This window comes from Pseudomonas sp. Os17 (assembly GCF_001547895.1).
Classification (GTDB): domain Bacteria; phylum Pseudomonadota; class Gammaproteobacteria; order Pseudomonadales; family Pseudomonadaceae; genus Aquipseudomonas.
On sequence record NZ_AP014627.1, the window covers coordinates 5,598,804 to 5,617,120 of the forward strand.

At 62.4% G+C, this 18,317-nt stretch carries 19 protein-coding genes; 11 read left to right on the plus strand and 8 right to left on the minus strand.

The genetic code is table 11. From position 1 onward, the window contains the following. The 3 genes from POS17_RS24630 to POS17_RS24640 form a co-directional block, all read right to left on the minus strand. The gene (locus tag POS17_RS24630; RefSeq protein WP_060840926.1) at window positions 1–477 is read right to left on the minus strand and encodes an HIT family protein; all 477 of its coding nucleotides are present in this window, start codon (window positions 475–477) and stop codon (window positions 1–3) included. Between the two features lie 111 nt (window positions 478–588). After that, complete coding sequence (locus POS17_RS24635; RefSeq protein WP_060840927.1) at window positions 589–2,196, minus strand: 5-guanidino-2-oxopentanoate decarboxylase; 1,608 nt, start codon at window positions 2,194–2,196, stop codon at window positions 589–591. Window positions 2,197–2,320: 124 nt separating this feature from the next. Next, window positions 2,321–3,241: a LysR substrate-binding domain-containing protein gene (locus tag POS17_RS24640; protein WP_060842013.1), complete on the minus strand. Its 921-nt coding sequence runs from the start codon at window positions 3,239–3,241 to the stop codon at window positions 2,321–2,323. 224 nt (window positions 3,242–3,465) lie between these two features. On the opposite strand from POS17_RS24640, the gene POS17_RS24645 reads away from it, so the two are divergent. The 9 genes from POS17_RS24645 (at window position 3,466) to POS17_RS24685 (ending at window position 12,191) form a co-directional block, all read left to right on the plus strand. After that, the gene (locus POS17_RS24645; protein ID WP_016966681.1) at window positions 3,466–4,260 is read left to right on the plus strand and encodes an ABC transporter ATP-binding protein; all 795 of its coding nucleotides are present in this window, start codon (window positions 3,466–3,468) and stop codon (window positions 4,258–4,260) included. 49 nt (window positions 4,261–4,309) lie between these two features. Beyond that, entirely contained in the window at window positions 4,310–5,083 is a 774-nt protein-coding gene (locus POS17_RS24650) for a transporter substrate-binding domain-containing protein (protein ID WP_060840928.1), read from the plus strand. A 51-nt stretch (window positions 5,084–5,134) separates the two neighbouring features. Next, a complete protein-coding gene (locus POS17_RS24655) occupies window positions 5,135–5,848 on the plus strand; it encodes an ABC transporter permease (protein WP_060840929.1) in 714 nt (237 codons plus the stop codon). Between the two features lie 9 nt (window positions 5,849–5,857). Further along, window positions 5,858–6,562, plus strand: coding sequence for an ABC transporter permease (locus POS17_RS24660; RefSeq protein ID WP_060840930.1), 705 nt, complete (start codon window positions 5,858–5,860; stop codon window positions 6,560–6,562). Window positions 6,563–6,605: 43 nt separating this feature from the next. Continuing rightward, window positions 6,606–7,787 (plus strand): pyridoxal phosphate-dependent aminotransferase, encoded by a 1,182-nt coding sequence (locus tag POS17_RS24665; RefSeq protein WP_060840931.1) that lies wholly within the window; start codon window positions 6,606–6,608, stop codon window positions 7,785–7,787. Between the two features lie 216 nt (window positions 7,788–8,003). Then, window positions 8,004–9,752: an amidohydrolase gene (locus POS17_RS24670; RefSeq protein ID WP_060840932.1), complete on the plus strand. Its 1,749-nt coding sequence runs from the start codon at window positions 8,004–8,006 to the stop codon at window positions 9,750–9,752. Then, the gene (locus POS17_RS24675) at window positions 9,749–10,675 is read left to right on the plus strand and encodes a CobW family GTP-binding protein (protein WP_060840933.1); all 927 of its coding nucleotides are present in this window, start codon (window positions 9,749–9,751) and stop codon (window positions 10,673–10,675) included. Before POS17_RS24670 ends, POS17_RS24675 begins: the two co-directional genes overlap by 4 nt. Window positions 10,676–10,802: 127 nt before the next feature. Next, window positions 10,803–11,300 carry a DUF6622 family protein gene (locus tag POS17_RS24680; RefSeq protein WP_060840934.1) on the plus strand — a complete coding sequence of 166 codons (498 nt, stop codon included), beginning with the start codon at window positions 10,803–10,805 and terminating at the stop codon, window positions 11,298–11,300. Window positions 11,301–11,489: 189 nt separating this feature from the next. Continuing rightward, window positions 11,490–12,191 (plus strand): hypothetical protein, encoded by a 702-nt coding sequence (locus tag POS17_RS24685; RefSeq protein ID WP_060840935.1) that lies wholly within the window; start codon window positions 11,490–11,492, stop codon window positions 12,189–12,191. A gap of 100 nt (window positions 12,192–12,291) precedes the next feature. On the opposite strand, the gene glyA is transcribed toward POS17_RS24685, so the two are convergent. Continuing rightward, window positions 12,292–13,647, minus strand: a complete 1,356-nt coding sequence (glyA, locus tag POS17_RS24690; protein WP_060840936.1) for a serine hydroxymethyltransferase — start codon at window positions 13,645–13,647, stop codon at window positions 12,292–12,294. Between the two features lie 532 nt (window positions 13,648–14,179). Here glyA and POS17_RS24700 point away from each other — a divergent pair. Together POS17_RS24700 and POS17_RS24705 are read left to right on the plus strand one after the other, a co-directional pair. Further along, window positions 14,180–14,782 (plus strand): helix-turn-helix transcriptional regulator, encoded by a 603-nt coding sequence (locus POS17_RS24700; RefSeq protein ID WP_060840938.1) that lies wholly within the window; start codon window positions 14,180–14,182, stop codon window positions 14,780–14,782. Next, on the plus strand, window positions 14,769–15,650 hold the full coding sequence (locus POS17_RS24705; protein ID WP_060840939.1) for a queuosine precursor transporter: 882 nt from the start codon (window positions 14,769–14,771) through the stop codon (window positions 15,648–15,650). The genes POS17_RS24700 and POS17_RS24705 overlap by 14 nt, the downstream gene beginning before the upstream one ends. A gap of 99 nt (window positions 15,651–15,749) precedes the next feature. Here POS17_RS24705 and POS17_RS24710 read toward each other — a convergent pair whose 3' ends face one another. The 4 genes from POS17_RS24710 to POS17_RS24725 form a co-directional block, all read right to left on the minus strand. Continuing rightward, on the minus strand, window positions 15,750–16,304 hold the full coding sequence (locus POS17_RS24710; protein ID WP_060840940.1) for a cytochrome b: 555 nt from the start codon (window positions 16,302–16,304) through the stop codon (window positions 15,750–15,752). Window positions 16,305–16,459: 155 nt separating this feature from the next. Further along, the gene (cyoE, locus tag POS17_RS24715; protein ID WP_060840941.1) at window positions 16,460–17,347 is read right to left on the minus strand and encodes a heme o synthase; all 888 of its coding nucleotides are present in this window, start codon (window positions 17,345–17,347) and stop codon (window positions 16,460–16,462) included. Between the two features lie 10 nt (window positions 17,348–17,357). Continuing rightward, window positions 17,358–17,687, minus strand: coding sequence for a cytochrome o ubiquinol oxidase subunit IV (gene cyoD / locus POS17_RS24720; RefSeq protein ID WP_060840942.1), 330 nt, complete (start codon window positions 17,685–17,687; stop codon window positions 17,358–17,360). After that, window positions 17,688–18,314, minus strand: a complete 627-nt coding sequence (locus POS17_RS24725) for a cytochrome o ubiquinol oxidase subunit III (protein ID WP_011063285.1) — start codon at window positions 18,312–18,314, stop codon at window positions 17,688–17,690. Window positions 18,315–18,317 lie beyond the last annotated feature (3 nt).

Here is an 18,317-nt window from a genome sequence, read left to right on the forward strand (position 1 = left end):
TCAGCGGTTGCCCACCGGTGTTTCACTGACCCAGGGCACGCGCACCTGTTCGGCGATGCCGGCGGCCTGCTGCTGCAGGACGTCCAGTTTCGCGCGGCGCCCGAACACCCCAGTGAAATGCAGCAGCAGGCGCCCGGCAAACCCCAGGGCATCGCCGCGTGTCCGCGGGATCAGGTGCAGGTGGGCATGGGCAATGTGCTGGTTGGTGGCCCGACCATCATTGACCAGCAGGTGAGTGCCTTCGACGCCGTAGCCGGCACGCCGCTGCGCCGCCAGCAGGCCGTCGAACACCTGATACAGATGCTGACGGACAAAACCGGGCAATTGATCGAGCTTTTCCACATGAGACTGGGGAATCAGCAGCACATGGCCCCGCCCCAGCGGATGCACGTCCATGAAGGCCATGCAGTGTTCATCGCGGTAAACCACGGCCGCCGGCAGGGTGCCGGCGACGATCTGGCAGAAAATGCAGTTCATCCCTGAATCCTCAAGTGACAAGGTGCGTCCTGGCGAGCGCGGCCAATGTAACCCAGCTTGTCCCTTGAAGGCCCGCTCCTTGTCGGCCCGAGTGCCGAACCGGCCGGCGGATCAGTCCAGGGCCAGGTAGGCCCGGGCGTCGACCTCGATCATCACCGGCTGCCGAGTGTCCTTGAGGCTCTGCAGCAAGTCCTGCAGCTGCCCTGGCGTGTCGGCGCGATGGTGCGCCACGTGGAAGCTTTGGGCCATGGCCTCGAAGTTCGGGGTGAGGATGTCCACCCCCAGCGGCGCGATGTCCCGGGCCTGCATGTAGTCGCGGATCTCGCCGTAGCACTGGTTGTTCCACACCAGCAGGATCACCCCGATCTGCGCTTCCTTGGCGGCGATCAGCTCGCTGCTGGCGAACTGCAGGCCGCCGTCCCCCACCAACGCCACCACCGGACGCTCGGGCTGTGCCAGCTTGGCGCCCATGGCTGCCGGCAGGCCGTAGCCCAGGGTGCCGTAACCGCTGCCGGCGTTGAACCAGCTGGCCGGGGCCGGTGCCTGGTAGCCGCAGGCGCCCTGGTACACCGGTTGGGTCGAGTCGCCCACCAGGATCGGGCTGCCCAGGGTGTCGCGCAGCAGGTCGAGCAAGCCCTGCAAGCCTTGTTGCTTGGGCGTCCAGCTGGTGCGTTCGGCCTGGTTCACGCGCTGCACGCTGTCCAGCGCCCAACGACCGCGAGCGCTGGGTGGCGCCACTTTGCCAAGCAAGGCTTGCAAGCCTTCCAGGGCATCGCCCACCAGGCCGACATGGGCCCGTTGCACGCCCATGACCTGCATCGGGTCGATGTCCAGGCGGATCAGCGAACCCTTGAAGCGCAGGGGCCCGAGGCCGAAGAAGTCGTAGTCGGTTTCCCCCAGTTCGGTGCCCACGGCAAGCACCACGTCGGCCTCATCGATCAGGGCCCGGCCATGGGCCGATGACTGCACGCCGTCGAGCAGCAACGGATGGCCACAGGGCAGCAAGCCGCGGGCGTTGGTGGTCAGGGCCACCGGCGCTTGCAGGCGTTCGGCCAATTGCCGCAGGACCTCGGCGCAACCGCGGGCGCCGCCGCCGGCCAGGATCAGCGGCCGGTGGGCACTGTTGAGCAAGGTCGCGGCCGCCTCGATCGAAGCCCCGGCAGGCGCCGGTGCACCGGGCAGGCTGCGGGGCATGAGGTTGAGGTCGGTGGCGGGCATGTCCAGCACATCCAGGGGAATCTCGATGTGCACCGGCCGTGGCCGCGCGCACTTGAACACGGCAAAGGCACGGGCCAGGAGCTCCGGCAGTTCCGCAGGCGATTGCAGGGTATGACTGAAGGCACAGACCCCGGCCACCATCGCCCGCTGGTCCGGCAGCTCATGCAGGTGGCCATGGCCCAGGCGCAGGTGCTCGCGACGGTTGACCGTGGAAATCACCAGCATCGGCACCGAATCGGCGTAGGCCTGGCCCATGGCGGTGAGGATGTTGGTCATCCCCGGACCAGTGATGATGAAGCACACTCCCGGCTTGCCGCTGGCCCGGGCATAGCCGTCGGCCATGAACCCGGCGCCCTGTTCGTGCCGCGGGCTGACATGGCGCAGGCGGCTGCCGTGCAGGCCGCGATACAGCTCGACGGTGTGCACGCCGGGAATCCCGAACACCGTGTCCACGCCATAACCTTCCAGCAAACGAACCAGGGACTGGGCACAGGTGGTCATCGACTACTCCTCTTGTTCTTATGCGTCCGGACGACACCCTGCGCCCGGCTGATGTCGAGGGACATTAGTCGCTGCACCCAAGGGGCAACAATCGAAAAAAATCGCCGCGATTGCTCAATAAAATTCACGCTTTGCCATTGCGCCGGGGTTCCGGGTGCAGGCGGGTGATGCCCTGCAGCTGGGATTTGACCCATTCGCTGAAGGCCAGCACCACCGGGCGCTCGGCCTTGAGCAGGTCGGCCACCAGGTAGTAGCCGCGGTTGGATTCGATCTCGGTGCCGAAGGGTTGCACCAACTGCCCCCTGGCCAGGGCCTCGCCGCTGATCAGGTTGTCGCCCATGGCGATGCCCTGGCCGGCGATGCAGGCCGACTGCACGAAGTGCGCGTCGGCAAACACGATGCCCCGGCGCACATCGACATTCGGCGCCCCGGCCGCCGCCAGCCAGACCCGCCAGTCGGAGTAGTCGATCATGTGCAGCAGCAGGGCGTGATCCAGGCTGTCGAGGGTTTTCAAACCGCCCATGGCATTGACCAGGCTCGGGCTGCACACCGGGAAATAGCGCAGGGAGACGATCTTCTGCACATGCTGGTTGGGCCAGTCGCCCATGCCATAGGCGACGAACAGATCGACGCTGCTGTCGCTGGTGTCGCCCGGGGTGCGGGGAGAAACCAGCTGCAATTCGACTTGGGGATACAGCGCCTGGAACTCGGCGATATGGGTGCACAGCCAATAGGTGGCGAACCCCGGCGGGCTGCTGATGCACAGTCGCCCGCTGACCTGCTGGCCGTCGGAGCGCTGGCCGGCCTCGAGGATATTGGCCAGCAGCAGGTGAATGTCCCGGGCATAGCGCTCGCCCTGGTAGGTGATGCGAATGCTGCGGCCCTGGCGCTCGGTCAGGGCAAACCCCAGGGTCTGCTCCAGGCTCTTGATCTGGTGGCTGATGGCGCTGGGGGTCAGGTTCAGCTCATTGGCGGCTTCGGCGACACTGCCCAGGCGGGCCACCGCGTCCAGCGCGCGCAGAGCGGTCATGGAGGGATAACGCATACCGATCAGGCCTCGACTGCAAAAAACGAGTGCCAGCACCATAGCCGTAATCGCGATCCGGCAATAGCCTTGCCCGTCGCCGAAAAAATCCCCGACTGCTGAAAAAAATTACCGAATCGGGCTAAAAATGCTCGATTGACCCCAGGCCATCGATGGCTAATTCTCCAGCCCTACCCTGTGCCGGGTACTGCCCGGCCATCGCACAATAACAAGAGGGTCGACCCTTGCAATCGCAGCCCAACTCCGTCAATCCCGTGGTGGCGATCGATGATCTGCACAAGAGCTACGCCGATCACCACGTGCTCAAGGGCATTGCCCTGCGCGCCAATGAAGGTGAAGTGGTGTCGCTGATCGGCTCCAGCGGCTCGGGCAAAAGCACCCTGCTGCGCTGCATCAACCTGTTGGAAATCCCCTGCAGCGGCAGCCTGCGCATCAATGGCGAAGAAGTGCGCCTGAAGACCGATCGCGCCGGCAACCCCCAGGTGGCCGACCCGGCCCAGGTGGCACGCTTGCGCACGCAATTGAGCATGGTGTTCCAGAGCTTCAACCTGTGGCCCCATCGCAGCGTGCTGGAAAACGTCATCGAGGCGCCAGTGTATGTCCTCGGCGAAGACCGCAAGGACGCCATCGCCCACGCCGAGCACCTGCTGGAAAAAGTCGGCCTGGCCAACAAGCGCGACGCCTTCCCGTCCTTTCTCTCCGGCGGCCAGCAACAACGGGTGGCCATCGCCCGGGCCCTGGCCATGCGCCCCCAGGTACTGCTGATGGACGAACCGACCTCGGCCCTGGACCCGGAACTGGTGGGCGAAGTGCTCAAGGTCATCCAGGGCATCGCCGAGGAAGGCCGCACCATGATCCTGGTGACCCACGAAATGGCCTTCGCCCGGGATGTGTCGAGCAAGGTGATGTTCCTTCACCAGGGGCTGGTGGAAGAGGAAGGCCCGCCGCAACAAGTGTTCCTCAACCCGGTCAGCGAACGCTGCCGGCAATTCGTCATGGCCCAGGAAAACCGCGTCTGACGTCCCGCTTCAATCCTTGAAAACAACAACTTCGATAAAGGGTAAAGCCATGAAAAACCTGCTCAAGGTGCTCGCCACCGGTTGCCTGTTCAGCGCATTGGCCAGCCACGCGGTGGCCGCCGACAAGATCGTCTTCGGCATCGCCCTGGAACCTTACCCGCCGTTCTCGATGAAAAGCGGCAACGGCGACTGGAGCGGCTTCGAACCGGAGCTGATCAAGGCCCTGTGCGAACGCATGCAGGCCCAGTGTCCGCTCAAGGAAGTGGCCTGGGACGGTTTGATTCCGGCCCTGCAATCGAGCCAGATCGACGCCATTCTCAACTCCCTGAGCATCACCGAGGAGCGCGAGAAGGTCATCGATTTCTCCGCGCCCTACTACCAGACCCCGGCCATGTGGGTCGCCGACCAGAGCCTGGAACTGGTCACCACCCCCGAGGGCCTCAAGGGCAAGCTGATCGGCGTGCAGGGTTCGACCTCCAACGCTACCTTCGCCAAAACCTACTACGGCAAGACCTCGACCCTGCGCTACTACACCACCCAGGACGACATGATCGCCGACCTGCAGAGCGGGCGGATCGACGTGATGCTGGCCGACGCCCTGACCATCGAACCGATCCTCAAGACCACCGCCGGGGCCGGCCTGGCGGACAAGGGCCTGGCACCCAAAGACCCGCTGTTCGGTTCCGGCATCGGCGTCGGCCTGCGCAAGGGCGACAGCGCCCTGCAACAGCGGATCAACACCGCCCTGGCCTCGCTCAAGGCCGACGGCACCTACGACAAGATCCGCAGCCGCTACTTCAGCGTCGACATCTCTGCCAACTAAGCCGTCCGGCGCGCCCGCTCGCGCGGGCCGCCGGCGTTGACTGGATACGTCATGATTTCTCTGTCCGACCTTTCCCAACTGTTCGTCGCCGACGGCTGGCTCGGCGCCCTGGCCCAGGGCGCGCTGGTGTCCTTGCAGATTTCCGCCGGGGCCTTCGTCCTCGGCCTGGGCATCGGCCTGCTGGTGGCGATGATCAAGCTCAAGGGCCCGCGCTGGCTGGTGAAGCTGGCCAACATCTACACCACCCTGTACCGGGCCATGCCCGAGCTGCTGCTGATCCTGCTGCTGTACTACGCCGGCACTGACCTGTTGAACATGGCCATGGCCGCCATGGACCGGCCAAGTGTCACGGTCAACGGCTTCATTGCCGCGGTACTGGTGCTGGGGATTGTCCAGGGCGCCTATTCGGCGGAGATCATCCGCGGCGCGATCCAGGCCATTCCCCACGGCCAGATCGAAGCGGCGCGGGCCTACGGCATCGAGCGCTGGCTGCTGGTGCGGCGCATCTTGCTGCCGAGCATGCTGCCCTACGCCATGGCCGGGCTGTCGAACCTGTGGCTGGTACTGGTCAAGGACAGCGCGCTGATCAGCATCGTCGGCTACAGCGAACTGCTTTCAGTCGGCAAACAGGCGGCCGGTTCCACCAAGCACTACCTGGTGTTCTACCTGGCGGTCGCGGCTTTCTATTTCGTCATCACCCTGGTGTCCGGCAGCCTGTTCCGGGTGCTCGAGCGTCGCACCAATCGCTGGCTGCCCCAGCACTAGGAGACTCGGATGGACTTTTCCTGGATCAACGGTTTTTCCGCCGAACTGCTGCGCGGCCTGGGCATCACCCTCAAGCTCCTGCTGCTGAGCGGGGTCTGCGGCTTTGCCCTGGCGGTGGTGGTGGGCCTGGGCCGGGTGTCGCGCAATCCGTTGCTGCGTGCGCCCATGCAGTTCTACATCAGTGTGTTCCGCGGCACGCCGCTGCTGGTGCAGATCTACATCCTCTACTACGGGGTCGGCAGCCTGTTCGCCGCCTACCCGCCGATCCGCGGCAGCTTTCTCTGGCCCTACCTGCGCGAAGGCTTCTGGTACGTGGCCCTGGCCCTGACCCTGAGTGTCGGCGCCTATGTCGGCGAAGTGCTGCGCGGTGGCCTGCGGGCCGTGCCCCGGGGCGAGCTGGAAGCCGCCCGCGCCTATGGCATGGGCTACTGGCTGACCCTGCGCCGGGTGTGGCTGCCCCGGGCCCTGGAGCTGGTACGCCCGACCCTGGTGGGGGAATGCGTGCTGCTGCTCAAGGCCACCGCATTGGCCTCCACCGTGGCGGTCACCGACCTGCTCGGCGCCGCCAACCTGGTGCGGGCCCAGACCCTGAAGGTCTACGAACCGCTGCTGGCGGTGGCGCTGATCTACATCGTCCTGGCCTTTGTCATCGAACACCTGTGCGCACGCCTGGGCAACGCCTCGCAGACTCAGCGGCCACAGCGTCAGGCCTGAACCCATTCATTGCGCGGGCAACCGAGCCCGTGAGGAGCACAACATGCGTTATTCACCTTTCGTTCAGCGCATCAGCGGCGAATCCGTCAGCGCCTGGGACATCCACTACGCGGCCATCGAGGCCCGGGGCCGCGGCGAGGACGTGATCGTCCTCAGCGTCGGTGATCCGGACTTCGCCACCGATGCACGTATCAGCGCCGCCGCCAGCGCCGCCCTGGAACAAGGCGACACCCATTACACCCACGTCCTGGGTCGCCCGGCCCTGCGCGAAGCGATTGCCGCCAAGCAGCGACGCCTGCTGGGGATCGAGGTCAGCGCCGACAACGTGGCCCTGGTGGCCGGGGCGCAGAACGGCCTGTTCGCCACCTCGCTGTGCCTGTTCAGCAGTGGCGACGAAGTGCTGGTGCCGGAACCCATGTACCTGACCTACGAGGCCTGCATCCACGCCTCGGGGGCCAAGATCGCCTGTGTGCAGCAGCCGGCGGCCAACGGCTTCCGCCTGACCGCCGCGGCCCTGGAAGCGGCGCTGACCGACAAGACCCGGGGCATCGCCCTGGCCACCCCGTGCAACCCCACCGGCAACGTCTACAGCCGCGAAGAGCTGGAAGCCGTGGCCGAAGTGGCACGCAAGCACGACCTGTGGGTGATCTCCGACGAGGTCTACGGGCAACTGACCTACGACCGCGACCACCTGAGCATCGCTTCGATGCCAGGCATGGCCGAGCGCACGGTGATCCTCAACAGCCTGTCGAAAACCCACGCCATGACCGGCTGGCGCGTGGGCTGGGTGATCGCCCCGCCGGCCCTGGTCGGGCACCTGGACAACCTGCTGCTGTGCATGCTCTACGGCCTGCCCGGGTTTATCCAGGAAGCCGCGCTCAAGGCCCTGGAGCTGGATGAAGAAGTGATCGGCAGCGCCCGCGAGGTCTATCGCCGGCGCCGCGACCTGGTGGTGGCCGGGCTCAAGTCGGTGCACCTGCTCGATTGCCGCGAGCCCGAGGCCGGGATGTTCATGCTGGTGGATGTGCGCCGCACCGGGCTGTCGAGCATGGATTTCGCCTGGCAGCTGTTCCGCGCCACCGGGGTCTCGGTGCTCGACGCCCAGGCCTTTGGCGCCAGCGCCGAGGGCTTCGTGCGGATCTCCTTCACCGTCGCCGACGAGGTGCTCAAGGACGCCTGCCAGCGCATCGCCGGCTTTGTCGAAACCCTGGGCGCACAACGCTAGACAACAACCCGATAGTGGTGAGGGAGCTTGCTCCCGTTCGGCTGCGAAGCAGTCGTAAAGGCCTGGCCATCGCGGTCACGGCCAGTGGGGTGGCTACGCCACCCAGCGGGAGCAAGCGCCCTCGCCACAGTAGCCCGCACAACAAGAATGCATTTGAGCTTGTCGCCCATTTTTCCGCCCACCTTTGAAGGGCCCCCTGCTTGAGAGGTTGACCCCGTGACCGCTTCCGACCAATTCAACTCCACCCATAGCGCCGTCGATCAATACGCCGAACTGGTGCTGCACAACGGCCGGATGTACACCCTCGACCCGGCCCAACCCTGGGCCGATGCCGTGGCCATCCGCCAGGGCAAGCTGATCGCGGTGGGCAGCCTCGCCTCCCTGGCTTCGCTGATCGGGCCCAACACCCGACAGCACGACCTGGACGGGGCCTTCTGCATGCCCGGCCTGCACGACATGCACACCCACCCGGACCTGGCCCTGGCGCCGCGCTACGCCGACGACCTGGACGTGGGCATCGAAGATCCGACTCCCGAGCAACTGGCGGCGGCGATCCACGCCTACGCCGACAGCCACCCTGGCGACGGCTGGATCTACGGCCAGTACTGGGTCCGCTACACCTTCCGCGAAGCCGGCCTGACCCCGGGCCGCGAGTGGCTCGACAGCGTCATGCCGGATCGCCCGGTGGCCCTGCTGGACCGCATGTGGGGCACCATGATGGTCAACTCCAAGGCCCTGGAACTGGCCGGTATCGACCGCCACACCAGCGACCCGCGCAACGGCTACCTGGAGCGCGACGAGCTGAGCGGCGAGCCCAACGGCCTGCTGATCGACGGCGCCTACGCCCTGATCCACGCCGCCATGCCGCCGACGCCCGTCCCGGTACTGCGCCGCGCCTACCGCGATGGCGTGCACTTCCAGACCTCGCGCGGGGTCACCGCCACCAAGTACGTGCACGTCTGCGAGAACCGTCTGCAGGCCCTCAAGGAACTGGACGACGCCGGCGAGCTGACCCTACGGGTGGAAGCCGCCATCAGTTGGCAGGACGATATCTTCCCGGTGCGCCGGCGCTGGGAGCTGCTCAGTGGCGAGCGGCACTTCTATCGCAGCGCCCGCCTGAGCGCCAACGCGGTGAAGTTCCACTTCGACGGCACCGTGGAGCCCAAGTCGTCCTACCTGCTGACCCCCTGGCCGGAAGAATCGAGCTGGCGCGGCAAGCTCAACCTGACCCCGGAACACATCACCGACATGGTGGTGGACATGGACAAGCGCGGCCTGCGGGTGATCGCCCACTGCACCGGCGACGGCGCCTCCGACGTGTTCCTCGACGCCGTGGCCGAAGCCCGGCGGCGCAACGGCAACAGCGGCATCCGCCACCAATGCGCCCACAGCACCTTGCTGCACCCGGGCAACCTCAAGCGCTTCCAGAGCCTGGACGTGATCGCCGAGTTCTCCCCGGCGGCCTGGTACCCGACGCCGTTCGCCAGCGGTGCCCGCTCCGGCTACGGCCAGGAGCGTCTCAAGCGCATCTATGACTTCAAGGGCGTGCTGGCGGCCGGCGGTATCGCGGTGTTCGGCACCGACTGGCCGGTGGCCTCGATCGACCCGTGGCTGGCCCTGGAAACCATGGTCACCCGGCAGAACCCGTGGAACCAGGAACCCGACACCTTCGGCGACCCCATCAGCCTGGAGCAGGCGCTGCAAGTGGCGACCCTCAACGGCGCCCACGCCATGGGCCTGGAACACCTGACCGGCAGCCTGCAGGTGGGCAAGTCGGCGGACCTGATCGTCCTTGACCGCAACCTGTTCGCCCAGGACGCGCGCAACTACATCCACCACACCCAGGTGCAACTGACCTTCGTCGAAGGGCAACTGGTCTACGACCGCCAGGGCATCTTCAGCGACACGCCGTTGCAGGCGGTGTGGGAAGGCCTGCCACCGGTGATCGAGGGCAAGGAACAATGAACAGCACCCCGAGCATTCCGGTGACCGTGGTTGCAGGCTTTCTCGGCGCCGGCAAGACCACCCTGCTCAACCGCATGGTGCAGCGCGCCGACAGCGGCCGATTGGCGGTGATCGTCAACGACTTCGGCGAGCTGAACATCGATGCGGCGATCATTGCCGAGGTCACCGACGCGGTGTACAGCCTGCAGAACGGCTGCATCTGCTGCACCGTGCAGGAGGACCTGCTGGCGCAACTGGTGAGCCTGTCCAAGCTGCGCCCGGCCCTGGAACGGATCGTCATCGAGTGCAGTGGCGTCTCCGACCCGCAGCGTATCGTGCAGACCATCGGCTACCCGCAACTGCGCAACCGCCTGCACCTGGACGCGGTGATCACCCTGGTGGACGCCAGCGGCTACCAGGACCTGGAGGGGGAAATGGCCCGGCTGTCCCGGGCCCAGGTGGCCTGTGCCGACTGGGTGCTGCTGAACAAGGCCGACCTGGTGAGCCCCGAGCAGTTGCAAAGCATCCGCGCCAGCCTCGGCGGCCGCGCCCCGGTATTCGAAACGGTGCAGGCCGAACTGCCACCCGAGCTGCTGCTGGCGCCGCCGGTGCGTTCCACCGAAGTGCTGTTCAAGGCCCTGCCCCAGGCCCACGACGAACTGTTCGAAAGCTGGGTGTGGAAAAGCTCGCGGCCGCTGCAGCCCAAGGCCCTGCGCGACTGGCTGGCGCGCCTGCCCGCCGACCTGCTGCGCCTCAAGGGCCTGGTGCGCCTGGAAGGCAATGAACAACCCTATTGGTTGCAGCATGTGGGCAACCGCAGCCAGTTCACCCTGGCCACAGGGCAGCCCACCGAGCATGCCGCGCAACTGGTGTTCATCGCCCGTCGGGGCAGCGATCTGCGCCAGGAACTGGAGGCTGGGGTCAGCGATACGCAGGTGCACTGAGCTTCAAGCGGCACGTTTTCAGCCGCAAGCGGCTGCGGTGAGCTGTGCCAAGGGCGAAGGCTTCACGTCGGCGGGTACAAAGCGCACCATGGATCGCTCATTTTCCGCTGAAGCAAGGACGCTACAGATGCTCGATATCCTCCAAGGCACGCCCCTGTGGGTGTACGCGGTCTTCGCCCTGGTCTGCTACTACGGTCTGCGTGCCCTCGCCATCACTCGCGAGAGCCGTCGTTCGCTGCTGTTGACACCGGTGATCCTGCTGGTCTGGTCGCTGTGGTCGGTGAACCTTGGCGATCACCCATTGCTGGCGCTGGGCGCCTGGGCCGGTGGTGCCGCACTCGGCAGCCTGCTGGCGATGCTGTTGTTCTCCAGCGCCGGCGTGCTACTGGAGTCCGGCGGCGAGGCGATCCTGGTGCCTGGCACCGTGAAGATCCTCGCCATCTCGCTGCTGTTCTTCGCGGTGAAGTATTGGATCGGCTATCAAACCGCCGTGCACCCCGAACAGGCCGCCAGCGTGCAGATGCTCGCTATCAGTGGCGCCGCTGCAGGCTTTACCGTTGGTCTGTTCTGCGGGCGAGCACTCAAGCTGTTCCGCAACTTCCGGCAACTGCGGCTCAACGCCTGAAAGCGGTGCGGCCATGCCCTTGGAGCACTGGGGAATCTTCGCCGTGCAAACCGGTCTGTAGGGACGGTCCTGTTGAGCGGGTCGCTTGGTCCGTGACATTAGGGTCCGGGTCCAATAGATTAGGCGCCCCCGAAAATCCCCCTGGGCCTTTCGCGCCTCAAACCTGTTAAACCAAGTAGTGGATGTTCAATGCCTGATTCCAACACCGAAGAATCCGTAATCGCCCTGTCCAACAAGGCCGAGTACGAAAACGCCATTCATCTTTCACAACACGTGTCCCAGGCCAAGACCATCAGCGAGATGGTGCTCGACGCCTTCCACACCTCGAAAGAAAGTGACCAGATTCGCGAACTGCGTGCTGCGATTCGCCAGGCCCACGACCGCTTTGACGACGACACCGCCTATGAACTCATGGGCCAGCTCAAGCAACTCAAAGACGCCGAGGCCGCCGACCTGGCTGCCCTGGAAGACCTGAGCAAGAAATTCCCCATCAGCCGGATTCTCTCCAGCTACAAGGACGACCCGGACTTCCAGGAACTGGTCTACGGCCTGGCCCTGAAAGTGCTGAACCAGACGCACCAGGCCATCAGCAACCCCAGCGGCGGCAAGAGCAAGGCGCGGCCGAAGAAGGAAATGGAAGTGTTCGCCATCAGCAAGGACGGCATCAGCGTCACCCTGCCGATGCGCCCGCGCTCCAAGGCCAACGTCGACCGTGAAGCCTTCGAGTTCCTCGGCTTCAGCTTTGTCGGCGAAGGCGACGAGGCCGAACTGGAAAGCGAGATGTTCCTCGACAAGGACGGCAACGAGCAGCAAGCGACCCGCAAGAACATCATCACCGCGATCCAGCAGCAGACCGCATTCGAAGGCTACAGCGCGCAACAGCAGCTGTAACCCGACCCTGTAGGAGCGAGCTTGCTCGCGAAGGCGTCAGCCCGACCTGAGCGCCGAGAAAAAGCCCCGTACTTGCGTGTGAAGTCGGGGCTTTTTGTTTTCAGCGATCCCCGTACTCACGGATCGGGTACATCGCGCACAACGCTTCGGTCTGTTGTCGGAACTGCTCCTGCAATCCGGGCTCCAGGGTGTATTTCTGCTCGCCGTGGGGCTGCACCTGATCGAGTATCCGGCACACCAGGTCGACGATCTGGCGACACCCTTGGGCGTCCACGTGGCGCTGGGCGATGGAGCCTGTGCCGATACACAAGCCATTGGCTGCAAATGATGATCGGTTTTCCCTCGGACCGCGTTTTTTGCTGACGATGATTCCACACTTCTCCAGCGCCGATTCGGCGATGGAGCCGCTGATGCCGCCACGCAAGCGCAGCAAGATCGTGTGATTTTCCGTTCCTCCCCCCACGACCTCGTAGTCCCGCTCCATGAACGCGCAAGCCATTTCATCTGCCGTGGCGCGAATCCGCCCCATGTAGGCATCAAACAGCGGGGACATCGCATAGCCCAACGCGGCAGCCTTGGCGGCAATCACGTTGACGGCAGGCGCGCCTTGCATACCGGGGGAAACCGCTTGTTCGAGAACCCGGCGAAAACTCGACCTCAGTCCAGGCACTTTGGTGTCTGCATCACGACCGGAGAGAATCAGACCTCCACGCGGGCCGGCGAGCTGCTTGTGGGTGCAGGTGATTGTGACGTGCGCGGCATCGATCGGGCTCGGATGGCGCCCTGTGGCCACCAGCCCGGCGATATGGGAAATATCGGCAAGCACGATGGCCCCGGCCTCATCGGCAATGGCACGAAAGCGCTGGAAGTCCACGACCCGAGAATGGGCCGTCGCCCCGCAAATGATGATCCGCGGACGATGGGCCATCGCCAGTTGGCGCACTTCTGCGTAATCGATCTCCCCCTGGGATGTGGTGCCGTAGCGAACAGCCTTGTAGTTGGCCTCCGTGAAGGCTTCCACTCGGCCATGTGCAAGGTGCCCACCCTGTTCGAGGGCCATGCCCAGGATCGTATCCCCAGGCTCGGCCAGCGCCGTCAGCACCTGGTAAATGGCATTCGAGGCCGAGTGTGATTGCACGCACGCGTATTGGGCAGAGAACAGCTCCCGAGCGCGTCGGATCGCCAGAGCCTCAACCCGATCAACGTTTTCACACCCACTATAATGACGCCGGCCGGGAGCGCCCTCGACCGTGACGTTGACCAGCGCCGAGGCTGATGCCGCCAAGCTCCGGGGGCCGGCCGCGCAGGAAGATGAAACCAAAGACAGTGTGCGGTGTTGGCGCGTGACTTCCGCGTCCAGGATGCTTGCCAGCTCCGTGTCTTCAGCGCGCAGATCGGCCAGACCGCGTCGCAGCAGGTCGGCCTGGGTCCTGAGTGGTTCAGTGTCAGCTGCCATTCTTCTGTGTCCCTTCCTTGTGTGTTGCGCGCCACGAACGACAGCACGCTTCCTGGGTATCACGTTCGTTTGTCTGCATCGGGCTTATCCAAGCCTCGGCGTCAGACTCTATAAGCCGCAACAAAATTAATCAAAGAATTAAACATTTTCCAAATTAAATGATGCTTTTCTTATCGAGGAAGGGCAGCCTCAGCCTTGCGCTAGCGAGTACCTTCATGGTCGAGAGCCATGACGCCAAGCCTGCGGGACTGTATTGTCATGGCCGGCGCATGCGACAATTTTTCCTCGGTGACGCTGATCCAACTCCTGCCGAAGGCAGGATCACTCAAGAAACCGACTGCGAAAGCCCCCAGGATGGAGGCAGTCCGGCTAAAGGAGCATAGGTTGGTACAGACTTCGAAAAATCCGACATACATCTACCGCATTGATCTGGCCGATCTCGTCTCGGCGTCGGGCGACTGAATGCCTGATACGGCTCTATAACTTGCAAAGATTCAATGGGTTACGGCCAAAAGGAAGTGGTGAGTATCTGATGCATAAAAGAGAAAGAACCGAGCATTTAAAAAGCAACATCAAGTACTTGATAAAAAGCCGTGGTGAGACACAACTGTCTTTGTGCAACGCCAGCGGGCTGACCAGAACGACCATTTACAACATTCTGGAAGGCAAGGTCACCAACGTACAGCAGTCCACCATTCGAAAAATCTCTGACTTTTTTGGCGTCTCCTACGAAGAAATAGAGACTGTCGACTTTGAAGAAAAGGAGATCATCGAGAGCAGCATCTCCCCTCAAGGAAACATGAACCCGGCGGCCGTTCCGATCATCAAGGAGAGCCTGCTGATGGCCAACATGGACAAACGCATTGGGGAACTGGCGACGCTCTATCCATTGACTTACTACTTCGGCACTTCCTACAACCTGATAGCGGTGCTGCTGGAGAACGAAATCAACGGAATGAATGAACCCGGCGATCTGTTGATCGTACAAAAGGGCTCCTCGACCGACGACAAAGAAAAACTGGCTTACGACAAACTGACAGGCAGGCTGCTCATCTTGAATGATGTTTGTCCCGACTCAGATCGCATGATTGTAGTGGGCGATATCATTGAGGAGCGGTTCAATGACTGTCCATGAAAGCGAAATCGAAAACAGCAAATACAAACTTCTGGGTTTCGAGAACAATAAAAAACTTGCCGTAATCATGATCATTGCTACAGGCAAGGTCATCAGAATCAAGCTAAGAGAGGTACTGAACAGTGAAATAATGGATAACCTGAACAAAACGGAAATCAAGAATCTGTATCGAAAGCTCTATTCCCAGGGAGACACGCTGACCGCATACGACCTGAACGATCGCCATGAGAACTCATGGATGATTTATATAATCCTGAACTTGTTGCTCGTCACATTTTATATATTCACCAGTATTGCAGCGACAAAACCCATTTATCTGGAGTCGCTGGACATCATCATTACTCCTGGTACCTTCCTTTACTCCATTACTTTTTTGATCGTCGACTTGTTAAACGAAAACTTTGGACTCCGGTTAGCCAGAAGAGCCATTTTCTTTGCATTCGCTAGCACATCCACGGTTTTCATCCTGCTCTACGGCTCGACCTTCCTGCCAGGTATGCCAGGCTGGAAGCTTGAAACGCCCTACAATGACGTGATCATTCAGGTGTCATCCGTACTGGTAGCCTCCTCTGTTTCATTCCTTGTTTCTGAAAACATAAACTCATACTTGCTGTGCAAGATAAAAGAGCTGACAAATTCCAGATTTTTGTTCTTGCGAATATTCCTCAGCACCTTCTTCGCGGTCATTATCGACAGCTTCCTGTTTTGCTATATCGCCTTCTATGGATTGATGAAAAACAGCGACATTCTCAACATGATCTTTTTTCAGATTGCGATAAAAGTGTTTTTTGCACTCTTCAATATCTTGCCCGCTTACGGCGCAAGATCACTGTTCAAGAGATACATGAGCAGCAACCAGACAAAATGATCTGGCACTGAATATCATCCAGATGTCCCATCAATAGGTTCTAAATAAAAAACCCCGCCCTTCTCTCGAAGACGGGGTTTTCTCTGCTCCGACGATACCTCAAGCCGAGGTCGTGCTACCGGCCATGCGCCGCAGGATATGCCCCTGGCCTTTGACGCAGTGCAGGATCACCGCGGCCACATGACCGACGATCAGTACCAGCAAGGTCCAGCCCAGGAGGCTATGGAAGCTGTTGCCCAGGTCGGTCATCCACTGGATCTTCGGCCCTTCGAAGCCGCTCATCACCGGCAGCCCGAAGGCGGAAAACGCTCGCCCGGAGCCGTACTGGCGCAGCAGCCCGAGAAACGGAATGGCGAACATCCCGGCATACAGCAGCCCATGCCCCAGGCGCGCGGCCAGGTTCAGGCTCGGCGGCCGACGATGCCGGTTCAGCAGGCTCCAGAACAGCCGCACCAGCAACAGCCCCATCAATAGCAGCCCGACTTGCTTGTGGGTCGGCCAGAGGAACTTGTCCAGTGCCGAATCCTCCAGCAGGTAATGGGCGGCGGTCGAGCAATAGATCCAGGCAAAGGCCAGCGCCATGGCCCAGTGCAACCCACGACTGACCGCGCCGTAACGCTCCTGGCTGTCGTTCATTTCAATACGGCTTTGCATTGCATCCACTCAGGTTCATCCACGAGCGGCGCATTTTACCCGGCCAGGCGGAGCCTTCGGACCGAAAAGCTTTAAATGATGTGACCGTCGCGCCAGCGGATAAAAAAAGCCCCGCACTTCTTACGAAGGCGGGGCTTTTCTGTGGCCTGGACAGCTTAGTGCGCGTAGGTCAGCAACAGCTCGGTCGGGGCCTTGAAATCCACCGACATCATCACGCTCAGCGCGGTGATGGTGAAGATCGAGAACACGAACAGCTTGCGCGCCCACACGGTGTCATCCACCGCCTTGTAGCCGGTCCAGGCCATGTACAGCCAGTACATGCCCATCGCCGCCGCTACCGCCAGGTAGCTCATGCCGGCGTAACCGCTGAAGGTCAGCATCAGGGTCGCCACCAGGAACGCCAGGATGTAGAGCAGGATGTGCTTCTTGGCCACGCGAATGCCGCGCTTCACCGGCAGCACCGGAATCGATGCGGCCAGGTAATCGTTGAAGCGGAAGATCGCGATGGCGTAGGAATGCGGCATCTGCCACAGGCTGAACATCACCAGCAGGGTCAGCGCGGCCATGTCGAAGCTGTTGCTCACGGCCACATAACCGATCACCGGCGGCATGGCCCCGGACAGACTGCCCACCAGCGTGCCGTGAACCGACTTGCGCTTGAGGTACAGGCTGTAGAGGCCGACGTAGATGACAAAGCCGATTACCGCGAACAACGCGGCCAACGGGTTGGCCACGTAGTACAGCAGGGCGACGCCGGCGATCCCGAGGAGGGAGGCATAGACCAGGGCCACTTCCAGGGAGATCAGGCCCTGGACCAGCACGCGGTTCTTGGTGCGCTCCATCTTCAGGTCGATGTCTCGGTCGATGCAGTTGTTGAACACGCAACCGGACGCTACCACCAGCGAGGTGCCGATCATGGCGGCCAGGAAAATGGCCAGATCGACATGCCCTTTCGAGGCCAGGAAAAACCCGCCTGCCACAGAAAGCACGTTACCGAAAATGATCCCCGGTTTGGTGATTTGGATAAAGTGCTTGAGCGACATCGGGTTTACCTCACTTGGCCATCATGACGGTGTGGATGCTGAACATGATCCACAACGACAGACCAACCAGCAGAACAATGACCAGCGCGGCGAAGATGAACGCCACCACGTTGTTGCGCTGTGCCGCGGAACGGTCCAGGTGCAGGAAGTACACCAGGTGCACCAGCACCTGGATCACGGCGAATGCCAGGACGATCCACAGGGTCACGTCTTTAGGCAGCGACGGGTACATCACCAGGCCGAACGGGATCAGTGTCAGGATGACCGACAGGATGAAGCCGATGGCGTAGGACTTGACGCTGCCGTGACCGGCTTCGTCGTGGGAGTGTGCGTTGGCCATTTACATAGTCCCCATCAGGTAAACAACGGTGAATACGCAGATCCACACCACGTCCAGGAAGTGCCAGAACAGGCTCAGGCAGCTCAGACGGGTCTTGTTGGTCGCCGTCAGGCCGTTTTTCTGCACCTGGTACATCATGATCGCCATCCAGATCAGACCGCTGGTCACGTGCAGACCGTGGGTGCCGACCAGGGTGAAGAACCCGGACAGGAAGCCGGAACGGCTAGGGCCGTAGCCTTCGGAGATCAGCAGGTGGAACTCGTTGATCTCCATGCCGATGAAGCCCAGGCCGAACAGGAAGGTCATGGCCAGCCAGCCCAGCACCTGCTTCTTGTTGCCCCGGAAGAACGCCAGCATGGCGAAGCCGTAGGTGATCGAACTGAACAGCAGCAGAGCGGTTTCGCCCAGTACGTAAGGCAGTTCGAAGATGTCGTGGCCCGACGGGCCACCCGCTACGTTGTTAACCAGTACCGCGTATACCGCGAAGATCGACGCAAACAGAATGCAGTCGGTCATCAGGTAGAGCCAGAAACCGAATACGGTCATCTCGCCCGAGTCGTGGTGATGGTCATCGTGCCCATGGTCATCGACATGGGCGTGTCCAGCATTGGTCACTAAGTTCGACATGGA